The sequence below is a fragment of the Membranihabitans marinus genome (genome assembly GCF_019802045.1).
GTDB classification, from domain to species: Bacteria; Bacteroidota; Bacteroidia; order Chitinophagales; family Saprospiraceae; genus Membranihabitans; species Membranihabitans marinus_A.
In genome coordinates this window covers 123271-143734 of the sequence record NZ_JAHVHU010000015.1, presented here as the reverse complement: position 1 = coordinate 143734, position 20464 = coordinate 123271, and the positions used below count along the sequence as shown (strand labels likewise).

Sequence of the window (20464 nt, the reverse complement as noted above, 5' to 3'; positions counted from 1 at the left end):
ATGTCTCATAATTTAATCTATCTGATAGCTCTCTTTATTTTACTGACCGGATTCAGCTGTTCTGAATTGGAGAATAAACCAATCACTAAAGACGGTGGTGCTCCAGGGCCTGTAACCAATGTGGAAGTCGAAACTATTCCCGGAGGAGCCTACCTGACCTATCAATTACCTGATGATACAGACCTGCTCTATGTGAAAGGACAATATGAATTGAAGAATGGACAAATTGCAGAACAACGGGCATCCCTGTATCACGACACCTTGAAGATTGTAGGATTTGGTGATACCAATGAAAAAAAGGTGACCGTAGTGGCTGTAGACCGCAGTGAGAATGAAAGTTCTCCGGTAGAAGTGACTTTTACACCTCAGGAACCTTCGGTGCATACCACATTTGCAAGCGTGAAGATGATTCCTGATTTTGGTGGGGTGCAATATACCTGGATCAATGAAAACAACGCCTCACTGGCCTTTATACTTCTGGCCCGGGATTCGACCGGACTTTTATTTCCTTTTGAGACCGTATATAGTGCAGTCGACACCGGAAAATATACACTTCGTGGTTTTGATCCTACAGAACGAGAATTTGGTGTCGTGATCAGAGACCGGTGGGACAACTATTCAGACACTATGTTGGTTACCCTGACTCCCTTGTTTGAAGAAGAGTTGGATAAAGATTTATTTCAAAAAATCGAACTGGAAGGAGATGCCGATATGGACGCCTGGGAAGGTCGGTATGAGTATGCTTATGACGACAATCCGAACACCTTCAATCACACCTGGGCAGGCAGTGGCTGGCCTCAAATATGGACTTTGGACCTGGGTGTCACTGCTAAAATTAGCCGCTTAAATGTATTGCAGCGTCAAAATTTCTTTTACGCCCACGGAAATCCCAGAAATCTGGAAGTATGGGGACGCGAATCGGAACCTACGGACGGCAGCTTCGATGGGTGGACCAAACTGTGTGATTGTGAGGCAACCCGACCGACCCTTCAAGGCGGAACACCCGATGAAGATCAAGTCCACTTTGAAGAGGGAGACAACTACGGATTTGACTTGAACGATCCACCCGTTCGGTATATTCGTTTCGTCACGAAAAGAACCTGGGGAAATACTGGATTTATTCACTTTGCGGAGGTCTCCTTATGGGGGCAAATACTTTAAAAATCAAGTTGAAAGCTATGACAAAGAATATATTAACATTTTTTACATCCCTGAGCCTGATACTTTTCGCATGTATATCCTGCTCGGATGTCAACCAGTTTCATGAAAAATTCATTGAATCCGGTGAAAAGATATATACGACTAAACCAGTCGTAGAAACCTTTCCGGGACGAAACAGGGTAGAGCTTAAAATATTTTACCCGAGCCCCAACACTGCCCGGCAAACACTTATCGAATGGAATGGTGGTGCGGATTCGAAAATCATCGACGTTAATCCCACCGGGCCATTGGATTCTGTGACCGTAGAAATTACCAATTTGGATGAGAAATCTTACTTTATCGATTTACACAACATTGATAAAGAAGGCAATAAGTCCGTTCTAGTTCAAACCGTAGGTACTGCATACGGAGACCGATATGAAACTGCACTTAACAACAGACTTTTGCTGGATATGTCTATCGAAGAAGGAGATACTCTGATCACCGAATGGGGACAGGGAACAAAAGGAGCTGCTCTATTTGAACTCAATTACCTGAATCGTGACGGGGAATCGGTGATGGAAATTGTCGATATCGATCAGGAAATTGTGGTAATGGATGATTGGAAACCGGGTTCCATGATGCACTACCGTACGTATTACCTGCCCGAACCAAACGCCGTGGATACTTTTTACACCCGGTATGACACCACCACTTTGCCCGTGCCCGTCGTGCTTAGCCTGATCACGGACAAATCCAATTGGTCCATCATAGAAGTGGATTCAGAAGAACCGGCAGAAGGAAATGCCACCTACCCGGATAACGGGTTGGCCAAAGCAGCCATTGATGACAATCTAAATACCTTCTGGCATACGCAGTGGCAAGGCGGTTCACCGGATTACCCCCACTACTTCATATTAGATCTTGGTCAGGCTTATAATATAGGGGCCGTAGAATCTTTCCGGCGCAGAGGAAACGGCTCGGCTCAAAATGTCGTTCAGATTCTGACCAGCATAGATCAGGAAAAATGGGTAGATAAAGGAATTTTTGATATTGATAATAAAACAGACGATGGCCAATTAATGGAATTTGAACCGGTGGAAGCCCGGTATATTCGGTACAATGCACAAAGTGGTTCCAGTCCTTTTGCGATGCTGGCAGAATTGGAGGTTTATGAGGCACAGTAGGCGTTAAAAATTTCACTGTGCTAGGAAAAACCTGATCTTTTTCTTTATCAAGAATTGGTATCTTTGATCCATAAAAAACTAGATCTATTTATGATGAAGTCAATATGCTGGGTATTCCTTGTGACTCTGTTAGGCACATCTGCGTGCTCCACTCCAAAAGCGAATAAAGATAACGACAACAGCAGAAAGTCGTTAAAGATTATGGCCTACAATATTCATCACGCCAACCCACCGTCTGAGGCCGGTGTCATTGATATCGATGCAATCGCGCAGGTTATTCAAAAAGAAGATCCGGATCTGGTGGCGCTTCAGGAAGTGGATGTTTTCACAGACAGATCAGGCAAGGACCTTCATCAGGCACAAGCTATCGCTGACAAACTAGGCATGCACTATTACTTTGCCAAAGCGATCGATTACCAGGGAGGATACTACGGGAATGCCGTGTTATCCAAATTCCCTATAGAGGATTCCATCCGGATTGAATTACCGACCCTCCCGGGTGTCAAAGCGGAGGATCGCTCCTGGGCCGGCATAAAAGTTCAGGTAGATGGTCAATCCCTTTGGTTTGGAAGCACCCACCTGGACTTTAAAACGGAAGAAAACAATCTGCATCAATCCAATACACTTTTAAAAGCCCTGGAACAACTATCTATACCGGTTATTATCGGTGGCGATTTTAATGTAGTTCCATCCAGTAAAACCATTGCCTTGTTTGATAAAACCTTTCAACGAACGTGCACCGGTGAATGTCCCTATACCATACCGATGATCAACCCCACAAAAACCATTGATTTTCTGATGTATCGACCCAAAGGTGCATTTCAGACCACCAACCATCATGTGGTACCAGAGGAATACGCTTCGGATCATCGGCCTGTGGTCGCTACTATTACAATTGATAGTTTGTAGTTTGTGATATAATCTATGCTCTGGGTGAATACTCCAAAAAAAGGACTAATACCATTTGCATTTAATAATGCCGTATATGATTTAGTAGATATTCAAAGATTGTTGAGGAAAAAAGCGGGGTGTAGCCAGAACCGCGTTGAGTAATTTTGACGAAGAGAATCGAAGTATATTTCGGAATATATGCGGCGATTATGAATTCAAATGGATTAACCCAAAATTCATGGCTTTTGATTTACCTACCTGGCGTTGATTATTGTTTAATGGCAGTTAGACAGGTGCAGATGCCAGGAATGACTGAATATAGTCGGCGTGGAACGCAGACCAAAGATGGTAAATTCATCTTTGATGAGGATGAGCGAATGAAGCCTCGGCTTAGCCGGGGCACAAGGTTCGGTGAACCTTGGATGAGTGAACCGACCTGTCCCCGCCTTCACTGTGGGAGGGTTCCATCCCGAGGACGAAGATATACCCTCATTTTGGGTGGGTAGGATGAGGGAACCGACCTGTCCCCGCCTTCACTGTGGGAGGGTTCCATCCCGAGGACGAAGATATACCCTCATTTTGGGTGGGTAGGATGAGGGAACCGACCTGTCCCCGCCTTGGCTGTGGGAGGGCTCTGCCCCGAGGATTATGTATGAATCAAAAGTCAAACATCACCATTCTACCCCCTAACACCTTTCTCCTAACACCTACAAAAGTCTGGCCAACCAGCGACTCAAAATAATGTCGTGCACCATATATCCATCCACCTCCCTGACCACCATCTCTTTTCGCACCAGGGATTGCACCGCTCTTTGGACGGAACTGGCTGCACCCAATTGATGCCCCAATACAAACTTCTGGCCGGTAGGTGAATGCACGAAGCCTTCTTTGGCTATGGCTTTCAATACTTCCCATTCATTGGCGGGTAATATATTTTGATAATTAATAAATACAGCGTTTTCCTGATCAAGGATATTATGGGTGATCGCATGAAGATCATCTTCCGAGACATCCCGGCGACGACCGTACAGGTAGTTACAAATCAACTGTATCGCGTAGGTCTGTCCCCGGGCCCACTGGTACACCTCACTGATTAGCTCTTTCGCGATGGACATCCCGCCGGACTTGAAATGCTTCTGAATGAAAGGCGTGTACGATTCCAATGATATGGCCTCCAACGAAATCAACTGAGCACTTTTGTAAAAAGGACGACTTTTTTCGGTAAACATAGCTTCCATCATCCCGCGATGGCTTCCACTAAAAATAAATCTCAGAGCCGGAAATTCCTGCATCCAGTTCCGAAAAATGGCTTCACCATTCTTCCCTTCATAATCAGCAACTTGTTGGAATTCATCCAAGGCGAGGATAACCGATCTTTTCTGATCCTCCAAAAACTGTCCGATAGCATATAACGAACGCTCCGGCACCCCACCCTGAGTAACTCCAAAAGTCACTTCCGGCACCCCGGACAACGGATCAAAACTGAGCGTAACCCCAATGGCTGAAAACATTTTGCGCATGGTCGCGGACAGACCTTTCCCTGTTTTTCCATATTTGTGATAAACCGCCAATGCAATGGCACGTACAGCTTCGGATGGAGATTGTGTCGATAACAAGTCGATATATATCGTGTCGTATATTTTTGACTTGTCCAGTTCTGCGAACAGACATTTGATCAGCGATGATTTCCCCATACGACGCCAGGCGTAGAGTACTATATTTCGGCCATTGGACAGATGATCTTTTAACTCTACCAATTCGACATCCCGGTCACAAAAATATTTTTTCCCCCAATAGCCGTAAAGAACAAATGGATTATCAGACTTTTTCATAGCTATATGGTTAATGATTAATGGTTGTTGGTTATTTAAGAATTCCAGTTTTTGCGTTACAGTTTTTGCGTTACATCTTTTGCGTAATGCAATATGCGTATTAATTTTATAAAAAGCAAATCAGTGCAGGTGGATTGCTGAGCCCTCAAATGAACTATGGGCATTTGGCATTCGTCTCACCGGTCTGCATTCGCGCCGAGTCAAATTTTAAATTATTACCAGATAATGAGTTTTCTCCCGTTGAATATTTACTTTAGGGCAATTTAATTCACGAGTCACTCATTGAACACACTATGAACAGACGGGACATTCTTAAACAACTGGCTATCTTATCGGGCGGAATCATGCTGGTACCTTCGTGTGATTTTTCAAAAAACGATGTTTTGAAAGCGTACGATAATTTGCAGATCACGGCGGACCACAAAGCCACTCTACAAAAACTTTGCAATACAATCATCCCTTCAGACACCGACCATATCGGTGCCGATGAATTGAAACTCAGCGACTTTGTGTTGGTCATGATCAATGACTGTTACAGCCCCGAGGATCAGCGAATATTCACCGAAGGGCTTAAGAATCTGGATCAATATTCCCTTGAACAAACCCGTCAGAATTTCCAGAGCATGTCTTCGGCTCATGCGAATGAGTTGATCAATCAGATCCTAAATCATTCGGATCCGGATGTGGAACACAGCGGTGATCAGGTTGTGGTCGATTTTGAACAAATCAGATATTGTGTAAGGACCACCAAGCACCTCACGGTTCAAGGCTATATGACTTCGGAGTACATCATGAAAGAAGTGATGCCTTACAAGCTAGTGCCTGGACCGTTCCATGGAAAATTACGTATTGAAGAAAATGAGAAAGCAAACATTTATGGCTAACATAAACAACAAAGGAAAAGCAGAAAACACCTACGATGCCATCGTAATCGGATCGGGTATGAGTGGCGGCTGGGCAGCCAAAGAGCTGTCAGAAAACGGGCTCAAAACACTCGTACTTGAACGAGGCCGGGAAGTCGAGCACCTCAAAGATTATCCCACGACCAATCTTCAGCCTTATGAATTCCCCCACAGAGGGAAAATGTCATATGAAGACGCCCAACAAAATCCCATCGTAAACCGATGCTATGCCTACAAAGAAGATGCCCAGCATTTTTTCGTAAAAGATGAAGAACACCCCTATGTACAAGATGCACCGTTCGACTGGATACGAGGTTATCAAACCGGGGGTCGATCCTTACTCTGGGCAAGGCAAGTGCAACGGTGGAGCGATTATGATTTTGAAGGTCCGGCACGGGATGGCTTTGCGGTGGACTGGCCCATCCGTTATAAAGACGTAGCTCCCTGGTACAGTCATGTGGAAAAATTTATTGGGGTTTCCGGCCACAAAGATGGCCTTGAATCCGTACCCGATGGAGAATTTCTTCCACCCCTCGAATTGACTGCTATGGAAGCCTACTTCAAGCAAGCCATGGCTGAACATTATCCGGATCGTCCCGTCATTATTGGTCGATGCGCACATATTACCGGCAACTTTGAATACTACGCCAAGCAGGGGCGGGGCGGTTGTCAAAACAGACGGCTTTGTCAACGCGGATGCCCTTTTGGCGGCTATTTTAGCAGTAATTCCTCCACGCTCCCCTGGGCTATGAAAACGGGCAATCTCACATTGCGTCATCACGCCGTAGTGCATTCCATTATTTATGATGATCAGAAAGAAAAAGCGACCGGCGTCCGGGTCATTGATGCAAAAACCAATACCCCGACCGACTATTTTGCTAAAATAATTTTCGTGAATGCCGGTTCCATTAATACCAATCTGGTGCTGCTGAATTCGACCTCTGACCGTTTTCCAAATGGACTGGGTAATGATAGTGGATTGCTGGGTAAATACATGGCGTTTCACAATTACCGGGCCCGTATTTCTGGTGATTATGATGGCCTCAAAGAATTTCGCACATCGGGTCGTCGCCCTACTGCAGGTTATATTCCGCGCTTCCGAAACCTTCAGAAGCAAGAAACGGACTTTCTCCGGGGATATGCCGCCGGATTGAGTGGGTCTCGTCAGATTATAACTGATTACAATGGAATTGGTGAAGAGCTTAAATCAAACCTGTTAAATCCAAAATATGGGCCCTGGCGTATCGGCTCCCACATGATGGGCGAAACCATCCCAAAAGAAATTAGCACTGTCAAGCTAGACTCTAAACTCAAAGATCAATGGGATATTCCACAGCTCCGAATCGATATCCAATACGATGATAACGACGAGAAGATGACCCAGGACTATCTGGAACAAATGCATGAAATGTTTGAGGCAGCCGGCGTCAGAAATATACAAACAGACGATGATCGTAGAGCACCCGGACTGGATATCCATGAGATGGGCGGCGTAAGGATGGGCAAAGACCCCAAGACATCTCTACTCAACAAATGGAACCAAATGCATGAAGTACCAAATGTTTTTGTGACCGACGGAGCGTGTATGACCTCGACCAGCACCCAAAATCCTTCGTTGACGTATATGACATTGGCTGCCCGGGCAGCCAATTATGCGGTTGATGAATTAAAAAAGCAGAATATCTGATAAAGGTGGAAAGTGAAAGATGGAAGTAACAATAAACACATGAAACATTCAGCAGCGATTCCTACCCGAGATAACACCGCTTTGATTATCATTGATGTCCAGGAACGCTTACTTCCTGTCATCTCGGAAGGGGATGAACTAATCCGGAACGTCAATATCTTGATCTCCGGTGCCCGAATCATTGGCATTCCTCTGCTATTCACAGAACAATACCCCAAAGGACTCGGCCCGACCTGTGCATCGGTGCAAAAAGAGTCCGGCGATCAGGTGGTGGAAAAGATTTCTTTTTCATGCATGGGAAACTCTACCTTCGTTGAGGAAATAAAAAAACTGAATGCAAACCATTTAATTCTGGCCGGAGCTGAAGCACACATCTGTGTACTCAATACAGCGCTTGATGCACTTGACCAAAACTACACAGTCCATCTCGTGGCCGATGCAGTGTCGTCACTAACCCCCGCCAACCGTCATTTTGGCATCGAAAGACTTCGCCAGTCCGGCGCAATGATCTGTACCACGGAGATGATTTTATTCCAGTTGCTTAAGCAGGCAGGAACAGATACTTTCAAGCGAATATCGAAACTTATAAAATAGAGGATTCCGCTCTACCCCACTACTATTCTCCAAAGGTTCACGAAAGATACATTGAGGGCAACCTTATTTTGTCATACATTATACATGTCTTATGCGTTTATTTATTCAGAGTCCCCCCTTCACATTCTCTGAAATATGATGCAACAACCCATTTGTTGGATATTTAGTTAAGAATATATTTGCAAATTGAGATGCAATTGCCTATTTTTACAAAAGTTGTAACTTTTTTACCAAAAGTTTTAGAATAGGATTGAAGCTAATGCATACGTATTGATTTGGAGTGTAGATTATAACAAACCGACACTTCCACCAGTCTAATCCCCTTCCTGTATCACTAGCATCACAATCAGTGAGAGCGATCTATTTTTACTCATAAAAACTTATCATAATGAAAACTTTTACCTGTAAATTCATTTTGATGGGGTTACTACTCGGTATTTATCAACCGATCCAGGCCTCCATTCACACCAAAGCATCCGAAGAAGAAGTCCTCGGAAATGCACTGTACCCAGAAGTAGATGTCAGCGGAACGGTTAAAGATGCCAATGGAGAAACCCTCATTGGTGTTAATGTTCTGGTCAAAGGAACAACCAAAGGGACTTCTACTGATCTGGACGGCACATACAGCATTCAAGATGTAGCGGATGATGCTATTTTGATTTTTTCATACGTCGGTTATCAGACGCTGGAAGTCGCGGTGGATGGTGAACCGGTGCATGATGTTGTATTAACAGCAGATCTCCAGCAATTGGATGAAATCGTGGTGGTCGGATACGGAACACAGAAAAAAGCCAATGTAGTCGGTGCGGTTACCGCTGTGAGCGGATCCAAAATAGAAGCTATACCGGCACCTGATGTGACCAACGCCATATCCGGTCGACTACCGGGCACGGTCATTGCCCAGGGATCAGGCGAGCCAGGACAAGATGCCGCTAAGATATTGATCCGGGGTCGGACGACACTGGGAGATGGGACTGGACCACTGGTGGTGATCGACGGGATACCTGGCCGGTCCTTAAGTGAAATTGACCCGATCGACATCGAAAGCATATCCGTTCTTAAGGATGCTTCCGCCGCTATTTATGGAGCAACTGCTGCGAACGGAGTGATATTAGTGACCACAAAACAAGGACAATCCGGGAAACCACGACTCAACTATCAATTCTATCAGGGATTTATGACTCCGACGGTCTTGCCCGAAGTGACCAATGCGGGGGACTATGCAACCATGCTGAGTGAATATCAGGATTATGAAAACAGAAACCGAACCTATTCGGATGAAGATATCGAGTTGTATTACAGTGGACGTGATCCCTGGGAACATCCAAATAGTGACTGGGTCGGAGATTTGGTATCCAAATGGAACACGAACAGCAAGCACAACCTCTCATTTGATGGGGGATTCAATGGGATGCTCTACTACGTCTCGGCTGGTTTCAAAAACCAGGAAGCCATCTATGAGCAGGAATCCACCAACTATAAGCAATATAACCTGAGGGCTAAAGTGGAAGTACCCATCACCGACTGGCTAAAAACCTCCGTAGACTACGCCGGATTTTTGAACCGACGATTGTATCCGACCAAAAGTGCCGGGGATATATTCGGTCAGTCTACCCGATTGGTTCCGACTCAATGGTCATTCTGGCCCAATGGAAGACCAGGACCGGATATCGAGTATGGAGACAATCCAGTGGTGACCTCCACACTCGAAACAGGGTACGATGATGATAAAGATTATGTCAATCAATTCACGTTCCGTGGAGATATTACCCCGGATTTTACGGAAGGATTGACGATCAGTGGTTTTTACACCTACGACATCAGAAATGCTTACAGAAAGCGCTTCCAAAAGCCCTGGACGCTGTATTTCCCAAAATGGGAAACAGCTACCCGTAATTCGGAAGGATTTATTACCGACATGGAATTAACCCCCACCCCCCGTGGAGTATCCGCACCGGAACTCCGTGAGTACTATGACCGGTTCACTCGGAAGCTGGCCAACGCCAGTATTTCGTACGATCGTCAATTTGGGGAACACGATCTATCCCTTTTTGGAGCGTATGAACAACTTGATCAGGACTGGAACAATTTCCAGGCATTCCGTAAATATTACATATCTGACGTGGTTCAAAGCATTGACGCGGGATCGGACACCGACAAGGACAATGAAGGAACACTTGGCATCTACTCCCGGAAGTCCTGGATAGGGAGGGTCAACTATAGCTATCAGGACAAGTACCTGGCAGAGTTCCTCATCCGGCGAGATGGATCATTGAAGTTTCCCCCAAACAGCCGATGGGGTAATTTCCCGGCTATATTATTAGGATGGCGGGCTTCAGAGGAAGACTTCTGGAAGAATAATCTGTCTTTCATGAATTACTTTAAGCTGCGGGCCAGCTACGGAAAGATCGGAATGGATCCGGGCGATCCTTTCCAATACGTGAACAAGTATGTTCTGTCAAGTGGTATGACTTTCAACACCAGCAAAGCCGTGCAGACCGTGGTTCAACAAAGTGGTGTGGCGAATCCCAATATCACCTGGGAAAAGCAAACCACCTCCAACATTGGATTTGATGCACAGTTCAAAGACAATTTGTTTTCGCTGACAGCGGAACTGTTTTACAATAAACGCTCAGATATCCTGACCCAACGAAACGCTTCTGTCCCCGGATTTACAGGTCTGGAGCTACCCGATGAAAACATAGCCGAAGTCGATAATCGGGGATTTGAAGTAGAGGGAGGCTATCATAAAAATTTTAGCAATGATTTTCGATTTGATATCACGGGTAATTTTAGCTGGAATCGGAACAAGGTTGTCTTTATGGATGAACCCGAACGGGCCGTTCCCTGGCAACAACGTACCGGCCATCCCTATGGTGCAGAACTATTGTATCAGGCCGTTGGAATATTTAAAGATCAGGCGGATGTAGAATCTTCAGCATCCTGGCCCAATGCCAAACCCGGTGATGTCAAGTTTGCCGACATCAACGGTGACGGCAAAATCAACAGCGACGATCGAATTTTATTTGACAAAACCGATGCACCCGAAGTCTTCTACGGTGTCGCTCTGGAGGCCAACTATAGAAACTGGGCGTTGTCCGTTCTGATCCAAGGCCAGGGAGAGTATTACCGACAAAATGTCCAGGATGGCCGAAGAGGAGAAGCCGGAAACTATTTCCAGTGGCACTTTGACAATCGGTGGACACCAGAAAATCCCAACGCCAGCGTTGCCCGGGCTTACAACCGGGATGATCAGTACTGGGCATTTGGTCGCAATAACAGTACCTATTGGTGGAGTAACATGGCCTACACCCGCTTAAAAAATGTGGTGTTGAGCTATACCATTCCGAGTGAAGCCTTTGGTAATTTGGGGGTTTCTCATGCCAACATATTTGTCTCAGGCAACAACTTAATGCTGCTTTATTCTGCGCAGAAAAACTTTGATCCGGAGATCGGGAATCCAATGACCTATCCAGCGGTCAAGACATTTGCTGTCGGAGCCAGAGTGACTTTTTAATCAATCGGACCATAGTTAAAACACAATAATCATGAAAAAATTAATCACATCCATAACTTTCTTACTGCTGCTCGGCGGACTATTCTCTTGTGAAGACATCCTGGATCAGCAGGCCGTAGATTCATTTAATGAAGAATCCGTATTCCAGGACATCAACCTGGTCGATGCGTATCTTGGTCGTTGTTACGATTACATCGGCGGAGACAACAATCAGGTTCTAGGCCTTCGGGAAGACCTCCTTTCATCTGCCACTGACGAGACATTGTGCATTCACCGGCCCGGGGGGTACACGTTTGTAAAGGGAACACTTAGCCCGGACGATATGGGGCATTTTGGTAATTGGCGATTTTCATTTTTACAATGGGATCCTTTGTATCAAAATATTAAAAACGTCAATGTCCTGTTAGCCAATATCGACAAGACACCCATCGAGACACCCAATGATCAAGCCTTATTGGATAGAATGAAAGCCGAAGCCCATTTTATTCGCGCCTTCGATTACACGAATCTTTTCCGTTCCTATGGAGGATTGATCCTGATCGACAAACCTTTTGAACTGGGGGAGGATTTTCTGGAAGCCAAACGATCCGGCGTTGACGAAACCCTGGATTTTATCCTGGCGGATATAGAAAAAGCCATCGCAGGATTACCCGAAAAGGGGAATATCGAACAAGGGCGTGCGACGAAGGGGGCTGCAGCAGCATTAAAGTCCCGGCTTTTGAGCTTTAGTGCCGGAGAACTGATGAATGGAGGATACATGGCTTCTGATCCTTTGGTTTCATTCCAAAACGGATCCAGAGAAAGTCGTCTACAGCAAGCTAAGGCCGCCGCCAAATCGGTGATGGATGGCACCTATGGCGAGTACGCCCTCGTAGGAGGAACCGATGATCCACCCGCAAATATGACCCAGGCAGACGTAGATGCTTATGCCGCCAATTTCTACAACCTGTTCACGCAAAAGGGGGAATGGAATGATGAGGTAATTTGGGGCGTTCAATATTTAAATTCACAGGGCAATACCACGTCACAAAACAAATGGTTCGGACCCAATGGATACCACAATTGGGGGAATAACAACCCGCTGGAACCCGTGGTTCGCAAATTTGAAATGAGCGACGGGACACCTTTCCAATGGGACAAATACAATCCAGGAGATGATCAGGTCAGAGAATTCTCAGCAGCTGAACTGGAAGCTGACCCTGAGCGCAATCCCTACAATGGCCGGGAACCCCGCTTTTATGCCAGTGTTCTGTATGATGGTGCCAAGTGGCAAGACCGCCCCAGCGATGCGGCGGGAATTGATCCCACTGGTCGGGTCCAGACCGGGTATTGGCTGGAAGCCGATGGTAGTGAAACAGCCGGACTGGATACCCGTCAGGGATTGATCGAAGCCTGGAACGGAACTAAGGTCGGCTACTACATCAAAAAATACATGGATGAAAGCACAGTCGGACAATATTTCAACAATGAAAATGCATGGCTGGAATTCCGGTATGCAGAAGTTGTTTTGGACTTTGCGGAAGCAGCCATCGAGTTGGGTGATATTCAGGAAGGCCTCGATGCGCTCAATATGGTCCGGAACCGGGCCGGTCTACCCGATCGGGTCACTGCGGATCAGGCACAGGCCAGAGAATGGTTGCGTCATGAACGTCAGATTGAATTCTTTGGGGAAGGTGATCGCTGGTACACCATCCGGAAGTGGATGATTGCTGATGAGGTCATCAAAGATGTCCACTCCATGAAAATTACCCATTTCAGCGATGGCGGTACTCGATGGTTTTATGATAAATCTACCACGGTCGATGAACGCGAATGGAAAGACTCCCAGTACTGGCTGCCTATCGCCCGGGAAGAGAAGAACAAAGCACCTCAGTTGACACAAAACCCGGGGTACTGATTATTAATGGTTAATTGTGCATCAATAAAGTGATGAATCAAAACTTCAACCCTCCGCAGACACTGTTTGCGGCGGGTTTTTTATTAGAAAAAAAAATGACACTAAATGTTTTAGCTAATCAAATAACCTGTAGGAACTTTTCGATTCCTAGTGCTAATGGCCTGATGTTGTTTTTGGGTTCGGCAATCCATGCGAATACAAGCCTCTCATTGGTTTACCAATCCCAGGCTGGTACACTAAATCATAAATACCAAGCGGTATTGATGGCTTCTTTTCTACCATATCTTCACCTTCCAATTCCAAAATCCTACTCACTCAAAAAATACTCAAAAAACTCATAAATCACCTCATTGGATTCCGGAGTGGGACTATGGTCGGGACGATTTTCCATGGCAACCCGATTAGGGTAGCCCAGCAACGAATTCACCTCCACACTGTGATTCAATACTTTCCATCGGGAAGGCGGATCCTCAGAGCCTCCAGACACTAAAAACGGACGGGGGGCCATCAATGCATGTAACTCCTGCAAGTTGAATCCTTCTTTACGCAATTGAGGATACAACCCAACCGCTGGATTGTCTTCGGTCATTAATCCTCTTTTCCGCCAAGGCTTGGGATGATACCCCAGATACCAGGGTTCCCAGTAATTAATACTCGGACGGTCATCCTGAAAAACAATACCGGGATCTGACCAGGCGGCACAAGCAAACTTATCAAACAGACAAGAGGCAAACATGGACCATTTACCACCGAAAGAGTGCCCCGTAATTCCGATCCGGTTCGAATCCACCTCCGGATAATGTGACAGCGCATACCAGGCATTGGCCGCAGCATACGCTAACATGGACAACGGTTCTACTTCCGCATTCTCAATAGTAGGGTAATACAAAGCAAAAGTCTTTGCTTCAGACGCGTCCTTCGTTCCAAGTGATAAAGTAACGAATCCCCGTTTTGCCAGCTGGTAAGCAAAATCACGGTTTTCAATATCCGTGATTCCGATGGCCGTTTCCGGTTCATAATATACCGTGATCACTGCCGGTTTTTTTCCTTTTCGGTCCGGTACCAACAGATAACCATAGGTCTTTTCATTGGGCATCCAATTAAATTCGACCGTATACTGCATAAAATCTTCCCGATGCACACTATCGACCAGGGTTAGCTTCTGATCCTCCAACAAGGCCGGCCATGCGCCCATTTTATCCATCCAGGTGTTTTTGATTTCTAGACGCCGGGTGTTCCATTCTTTTTTGGATTTAACAGTATCGCCATTGTAATACACCAACGGAGAACGGTAATCGCCATATTCACCTTGATACTCGATAGGTGGTTCAAAAAAGGTATCGATGCGGGACCAAATGTCAGGATGGTCCGCCACGGGAACTGAATTTTTCCGGGGTCCTGCACAACCTGCAATCAATACGACAATAATCACGATCGAAAAAACACGCATAGGATGTAAGAAGTGTTGATGAGAAATCAAAAATACAAATTGTTTGCTGCAGACGTGTACGTAAACAATAATTTATTACCTTACCCCCCAAGATAAATTTAGACTATGCATATTTACATTCGATTTTGGATTTTACTTGTGGTATGGCTGTCCGGATCAATGACACTTTCAAGTCAGACGATCGAAACGATTACTGAAGACGGCGCCTGGTGTTGGTTTAGTGATCCCCGCGCTATTTATGCGGGGGACGAAGAAAACAGACAAGTGGTCACCGGGTGGGTGACGAAGACTGGCGATGTAGAAGCTGCTTCAATTGAGCTAAGCACTGGCGACATTTCAAATAAAATCATCTATCCGGAGCTCCAGATAGACGACCACAATAATCCGGCGTTTTTGGAATTACCTGATCATAATATTCTAACGATGTTTACCTGGCACGGAGGAAAAAACGGAGTCATCCAATCCACCACGACAGAACCCGGGAATATTAACACCTTCGGACAACCTATCGTGTTTAAACCGAAAACAAAGGAATTACTCGACAAATATAAACGAGAGACCTACACGTACGCCAACCCCTTTCGGCTTCAGAAAGAGAGCAATAAAATATACGCATTTGGTCGATGGATCGGTTACAAACCGAACCTGATCACTTCCACAGATGATGGCAAAACCTGGTCCGACCCCCAGGTCGTCATCACTTCACCGGAGCTGGATACGAACAACCGGCCTTATGTGAAGTACTATTCCGACGGTGGTTCACGCATTCACTTGGTTTTTACAGATGGCCATCCGCGTGTAGAACCACTGAATTCGGTCTATTATTGCTACTACGAAAACGGCGCATTCTGGAGAGCCAATGGTGAAAAGATTTGCACGATCGAGCAATTGCCCTTTCATCCAACCGATGCCACCGTTGTTTATCAGGCTACGGAAGAAAAAGGACGTTCCTGGATCTTTGATATCGCTGCAGATGATAAAGGTTATCCCATCATCGCTTACAGCCGGTATCCCCGACTTAAAGTGCATGATTATTATTATGCACGTTTTGACGGATCACAATGGCACGACCACAAAATCATTTATTCCGGCCCCTGGTTTCCCGAAGATGTGCCCGATGTCACTCAGCGCGAAGTGAATTATTCCGCGGGGTTGACACTGGACTCGGTAGATCCATCGGTGGTCTATTTTTCTCATGTGATTGACGGAGTCTTTGAAATATCTCGTGGAGAAACGCCGGATTTTGGAAAGAACTGGGGGATCACACCGGTCACCCGTCATTCGGAATACGACAATGTTCGACCGTTTGTACCTCGTTATCAGCAGCCGGGTGATAAAAAAATGGTACTCTGGATGCAAAACCGGTCTTATATCCATTACACCATCTATGACAGTTCGATAAAATATATGGTGTTTCCCTAGCTTTTAGTGAGCAAACCGGATTAAACCGTCACATGATGGATCAAAAACTCCTGTGCTCTTAAAACGGGAATCTTCGAGAAATAAAAATCGTCCGGACTTTCGGTGATGATAAACTCACACCCAGTCATCAAAGCAGAATGATATTCCAATCTGTCTTCAAAGTCTTCGACGGCCTTATTTTGTAAGGCTCGCTGAACCACTGAATGATCGACCGCAGCTGTCTCAATATGACTACACAGAAGAGCCATCTTTTGATTCGCACGAATACGCCCATGCTTCTTTTCGGCAAAATACCAGGCAATAGCCAGACAGACGGGGGTTGTGTACAATTGAATGTGTGGGTACTTCACCAAACTCATTATTCGAGATGAATAGGTAAAGACGGGGTACTCTTTATTGAGTACTGAAACCAGGATGTTTGCATCGAGAAAAATATTCATTTCCGGGATTGGAAATAATCATCTTTCCTTTCTTTCCGGCTGGCCGCTCGCGTCTTATACTCGGCACGTCCTTCGGCCACCTCCTGCACCCAGTCCGCTATGGGCATCTCTTCCAACTGCTGGTAATGACCGGTCGTAATCTGATGATACAGAAATTCTGTTAATCGAGAGAGACTAATGTTGTGTTCAGCGGCAAACTTCTTTGCTTTTTCTATGACTTTTTTGTCAAATGATAATGTGACCTTGGCATCCATGCTATTAGTTTTTAGTTTGTAGTCCTTTGTTCGTAGTGAAAAACTGAACTATATTTGTCAGGATATGAGCTCGGTAATCTTCCTCATGCACCAACCATACCCACAAGCTCCCCGATCCCGTGCCAATCCTGGGATCGGCAAGCCCGTGCGAAGAGTGCGCTAAAGCGGGATTATCGAGCCCAAATTCATCCTGACAAACTTCCTTCATGGCACGATAGCTTATATCCTTATGGTCAAAGGAATCAGCACTTTACACGTTTAGTCAGTTCATTCTTTAATCTTATACCGCCATACGTCCTTACCCTTAATAGCCCCGAGGATTCGGGGTGTCCTAACACCTACCCCCCCATTTAATACGACTAAATTAATAATTTTATACGTATGAACAAAGTGCTAGAAATAAAAAGTTCTGAATTTTAACAAAAGGTAGCCATCTGTGGCATCAAAAATATCTACGCCATGAACGTGATGGAAAATGGTCACTCATTGGCTCGCATTGAAGCACCCGTGCATGATTGTCATTTTATGAATGGCATGTACCGAGGTAAAAATGAAACACCGCCAATGTATGCCATCGAAAAGGCAGAGGTGAAAAATGTTACACAGCAGAATTGGGTTAAGGTGCCGTAAAATGTGACTCCACAGCCAACGGTTACTCCGGAGACCAATCCAGCACCCACACATCATTGACCAAAGGCGGGGTCATCCCTCCGGCAATCCATATTTTATCTTCAAATACAAAGACAGAATGTTCATGTCGTTCCTTCCATTGTTTTCCTTCTGTTTTGAGCTCTGTCCAGTTTTTTCCATCCCGGGAATACCAGGTGTCTGGCCAGTTGTTATAAGGGTCTCCAGACCACCCTCCGATGACCCACATGTAATCCCTCCAGACGACCGATGAGAACCAAATGCGATCATGCCAGGGAGTTGCTTTGATTTCTTCCCGCCAGTGAATACCGTCTGCACTGCTCCATACGTCATGATATCCTTTGTATTTGGGATCGTAATCACCACCACCCATCACATAAATCCGATCGTTGAGCACGACCGCCTGATGGAATGCACGGGGCGGCCATCCGGCGTTTTCAGTGGCCATCTGCCAGGATTCACCATCCTCGGAATACCACACATCATTCAACAAGCTGGTATCACCTCCATAGTAGTACTGTGCTGTTCCTCCCAGTATCCACATCTTCCCTTTGAATTCCACAATGGCTGCAGCACATCGTGGCGACCAGCCGGCATTTCCCGTGACCAGGTCCCAATCTTTTCCATTCACTGACGACCAGACCTGATTACTGGCCGAACGGTCTTCCAGTCGGCCATTGTACCAACCACCCATCAGCCACATTTTATTCTTAAATGCGATGGACATGGGGAGATCGCTGTGCAGCCAGGGCGCCTTGTCCGTTACGAGTTCCCAGTTTTTCCCGTTGGCTGACTTCCATACATCTCGAGGAGGTGATTCGTAAGAGGATTCCCAACCTCCGAATATCCACATGTGTCCGTCGTGAACTAATTCGCCTTGCGAATCCCGGTTGGACCAGTCCGCAGAATCGGTAACCTTTTGCCATCGATAAGATGAAAACTGCGCCTGAAGCAGGCCTGGCAGTAATCCACATAAAATGAGTAAAAAAGGAATTTTATTCATTATTTAATACCAACAAGCTGTTTAAGGTACCGGAAAAATCAATTGACTCAGGTTACTTCAGCAATTTTCTAACCGCTCCCATCAACACCCCTTCCACACTGGGGTCCACATTAGAGGCCCGCTCACTAACCTCATAGCCGCCTTTTTCGTATGAAACTTCAGTACCAATATATCCGGGTCCCAGATCGCCATAGGCGGCCATAGCCACCTTTAGGTCGGGTCGCTCCGCTTTCGCCGCCAGTTGGTATTCCACAAACAGTTCTCCCGGCATATACAGAATACGGACGTCATTTACAGCCAACATACCGATATCGATCTTCGCTCCACGTTCCATCCGATCCAGAAAAGCCATTTTCCGTGCCAATCCATTGTCCTTGTGATAGGACGTATCTCCGTTCACCAGTGCAGACCGAATGTCATAAAGGTTTTTACGGGGCGGAAGAGAGACTTTTTCTACTTCCCAGTTCATAGAATTAATATCCTGTATTTCAGTAGCTTCCCAAGCCCGTTTCATGCCATCGGCCAGACGGCCGGCCAGGATTCCCCGGTTCTCCGGTGATCCATCATTGTACTTACCGGCTCCAATATTTCCTCCCGCTCCGTCAAAATGAATGTGCAATGCCTGAGGCACTGCCAGTTGACGCATAAACCGCGCTATTCCCGGAAAATCAGGATTGGGGATACCTGTGCGGTAATAGCTCTGCGGATGGGTGGCATAAAAACTCAGAACGGCCACCGGTTCCTCCTCATTCCAAAAGCTAACCACCGACACCATGGGGTCGATTAGGCCTTCGGGCTCGGCTCTCAATTCAGGATCAGCCGTAGCCGTATAGCGCGTAGCCCGGACCATCCCCTTTTCATCGTAAATATTCCGGTTTGAAGCCACCTTATACACTTCCGCTTCTCCGAAACCTATTTTGTTAATGGGCTTGCTTTGGTCCAATGAAGTGGATACTGCGGAACGGAGTTCCTGCAAGACTTTTCGGGCAAAGGTTCCATCAAAATTGACAGGTTGATAGGAGGCCGGGTCAGCCCCCGCAGCCAGTATTCGTTGTTCAGCACCAAAATCACACCGAGGTGCATCGTGCTGATGCAGCACATTGACACTGACCCGCTCTGGTGTAGTGCCTGCCGCCTTTGACAAGGTTCCTTTGAAGGCGTCCATGCCTTCATTTCCTATAGCAATCCAGTCGATAGCACAAAGTACAACAGGCTTTCCAGATCCCTGTATGACCACCCCTTTTGCCCGTAATCCCATATCCCAGGTGCCGACCTGCGGGTCGTAGGTCAGATAATCCCGATCTACCGGTGGGGTGACATCGATATCAAAAGTAGAAATACGGAGAGCGTCCTCGTTGGATTGGGCAATTGCTTCAGATGAAACGAACCATAATAATACTACACTTAAAATCAATGGTACCCCATGTACCCTACGTGCATTCCTGAACTGAAATTTTATCATGCTTAATTAATTTTCAAATAGAAAAAGATTTGATTGCGCATCATAGAGATAAGCAAATTACGAGATCGATACACAGTTCCTAGTGCACGAACTCATCAATACTATACACTATGGACGGATTCTTTTCTCACCGCTCTT

At 46.0% G+C, this 20464-nt stretch carries 17 protein-coding genes; 10 read left to right on the top strand and 7 right to left on the bottom strand.

The window, feature by feature from the left end:
• From KUV50_RS15565 to KUV50_RS15555, 3 genes are all read left to right on the top strand, one after another.
• Positions 1–1161, top strand: coding sequence for a DUF4959 domain-containing protein (locus KUV50_RS15565; protein ID WP_222581106.1), 1161 nt, complete (start codon positions 1–3; stop codon positions 1159–1161).
• Between the two features lie 17 nt (positions 1162–1178).
• Positions 1179–2327 carry a DUF4998 domain-containing protein gene (locus KUV50_RS15560; RefSeq protein WP_222581105.1) on the top strand — a complete coding sequence of 383 codons (1149 nt, stop codon included), beginning with the start codon at positions 1179–1181 and terminating at the stop codon, positions 2325–2327.
• Positions 2328–2417: 90 nt separating this feature from the next.
• On the top strand, positions 2418–3236 hold the full coding sequence (locus KUV50_RS15555; protein ID WP_222581104.1) for an endonuclease/exonuclease/phosphatase family protein: 819 nt from the start codon (positions 2418–2420) through the stop codon (positions 3234–3236).
• 689 nt (positions 3237–3925) lie between these two features.
• Here KUV50_RS15555 and KUV50_RS15550 read toward each other — a convergent pair.
• Positions 3926–5050 carry an AAA family ATPase gene (locus tag KUV50_RS15550; RefSeq protein ID WP_222581103.1) on the bottom strand — a complete coding sequence of 375 codons (1125 nt, stop codon included), beginning with the start codon at positions 5048–5050 and terminating at the stop codon, positions 3926–3928.
• Between the two features lie 293 nt (positions 5051–5343).
• On the opposite strand from KUV50_RS15550, the gene KUV50_RS15545 reads away from it, so the two are divergent.
• The 5 genes from KUV50_RS15545 to KUV50_RS15525 all read left to right on the top strand — a co-directional run bounded on the left by KUV50_RS15545 (position 5344) and on the right by KUV50_RS15525 (position 13647).
• Positions 5344–5934, top strand: a complete 591-nt coding sequence (locus KUV50_RS15545) for a gluconate 2-dehydrogenase subunit 3 family protein (RefSeq protein ID WP_222581102.1) — start codon at positions 5344–5346, stop codon at positions 5932–5934.
• Complete coding sequence (locus tag KUV50_RS15540) at positions 5927–7639, top strand: GMC oxidoreductase (RefSeq protein ID WP_222581101.1); 1713 nt, start codon at positions 5927–5929, stop codon at positions 7637–7639. The genes KUV50_RS15545 and KUV50_RS15540 overlap by 8 nt, the downstream gene beginning before the upstream one ends.
• A 39-nt stretch (positions 7640–7678) precedes the next feature.
• Complete coding sequence (locus KUV50_RS15535) at positions 7679–8233, top strand: hydrolase (RefSeq protein WP_222581100.1); 555 nt, start codon at positions 7679–7681, stop codon at positions 8231–8233.
• 388 nt (positions 8234–8621) lie between these two features.
• The gene (locus tag KUV50_RS15530; protein ID WP_222581099.1) at positions 8622–11750 is read left to right on the top strand and encodes a SusC/RagA family TonB-linked outer membrane protein; all 3129 of its coding nucleotides are present in this window, start codon (positions 8622–8624) and stop codon (positions 11748–11750) included.
• Between the two features lie 31 nt (positions 11751–11781).
• The gene (locus KUV50_RS15525) at positions 11782–13647 is read left to right on the top strand and encodes a RagB/SusD family nutrient uptake outer membrane protein (RefSeq protein ID WP_222581098.1); all 1866 of its coding nucleotides are present in this window, start codon (positions 11782–11784) and stop codon (positions 13645–13647) included.
• 307 nt (positions 13648–13954) lie between these two features.
• Here the strand turns inward: KUV50_RS15525 and KUV50_RS15520 are convergent, their stop codons facing one another.
• A complete protein-coding gene (locus KUV50_RS15520; protein ID WP_222581097.1) occupies positions 13955–15097 on the bottom strand; it encodes a dienelactone hydrolase family protein in 1143 nt (380 codons plus the stop codon).
• 105 nt (positions 15098–15202) lie between these two features.
• Between KUV50_RS15520 and KUV50_RS15515 the strand changes: the two genes are divergently transcribed.
• Positions 15203–16519 (top strand): BNR-4 repeat-containing protein, encoded by a 1317-nt coding sequence (locus KUV50_RS15515; protein ID WP_222581096.1) that lies wholly within the window; start codon positions 15203–15205, stop codon positions 16517–16519.
• A 20-nt stretch (positions 16520–16539) separates the two neighbouring features.
• On the opposite strand, the gene KUV50_RS15510 is transcribed toward KUV50_RS15515, so the two are convergent.
• The 3 genes from KUV50_RS15510 to KUV50_RS15500 are packed head-to-tail and all read right to left on the bottom strand — an operon-like array spanning position 16540 to position 17421.
• A complete protein-coding gene (locus tag KUV50_RS15510; protein WP_222581095.1) occupies positions 16540–16959 on the bottom strand; it encodes a type II toxin-antitoxin system VapC family toxin in 420 nt (139 codons plus the stop codon).
• The gene (locus KUV50_RS15505; RefSeq protein ID WP_222581094.1) at positions 16956–17213 is read right to left on the bottom strand and encodes a DUF6364 family protein; all 258 of its coding nucleotides are present in this window, start codon (positions 17211–17213) and stop codon (positions 16956–16958) included. The genes KUV50_RS15510 and KUV50_RS15505 overlap by 4 nt, the downstream gene beginning before the upstream one ends.
• A 4-nt stretch (positions 17214–17217) precedes the next feature.
• A complete protein-coding gene (locus KUV50_RS15500; protein ID WP_222581093.1) occupies positions 17218–17421 on the bottom strand; it encodes a hypothetical protein in 204 nt (67 codons plus the stop codon).
• A 251-nt stretch (positions 17422–17672) separates the two neighbouring features.
• Here KUV50_RS15500 and KUV50_RS15495 point away from each other — a divergent pair, with 251 nt between their 5' ends.
• Positions 17673–17843 (top strand): hypothetical protein, encoded by a 171-nt coding sequence (locus tag KUV50_RS15495; RefSeq protein ID WP_222581092.1) that lies wholly within the window; start codon positions 17673–17675, stop codon positions 17841–17843.
• 22 nt (positions 17844–17865) lie between these two features.
• Here KUV50_RS15495 and KUV50_RS15490 read toward each other — a convergent pair whose 3' ends face one another.
• A complete protein-coding gene (locus KUV50_RS15490) occupies positions 17866–18864 on the bottom strand; it encodes a hypothetical protein (protein WP_222581091.1) in 999 nt (332 codons plus the stop codon).
• A gap of 52 nt (positions 18865–18916) precedes the next feature.
• Positions 18917–20326 carry a hypothetical protein gene (locus KUV50_RS15485; RefSeq protein WP_222581090.1) on the bottom strand — a complete coding sequence of 470 codons (1410 nt, stop codon included), beginning with the start codon at positions 20324–20326 and terminating at the stop codon, positions 18917–18919.
• Between the last annotated feature and the right edge of the window lie 138 nt (positions 20327–20464).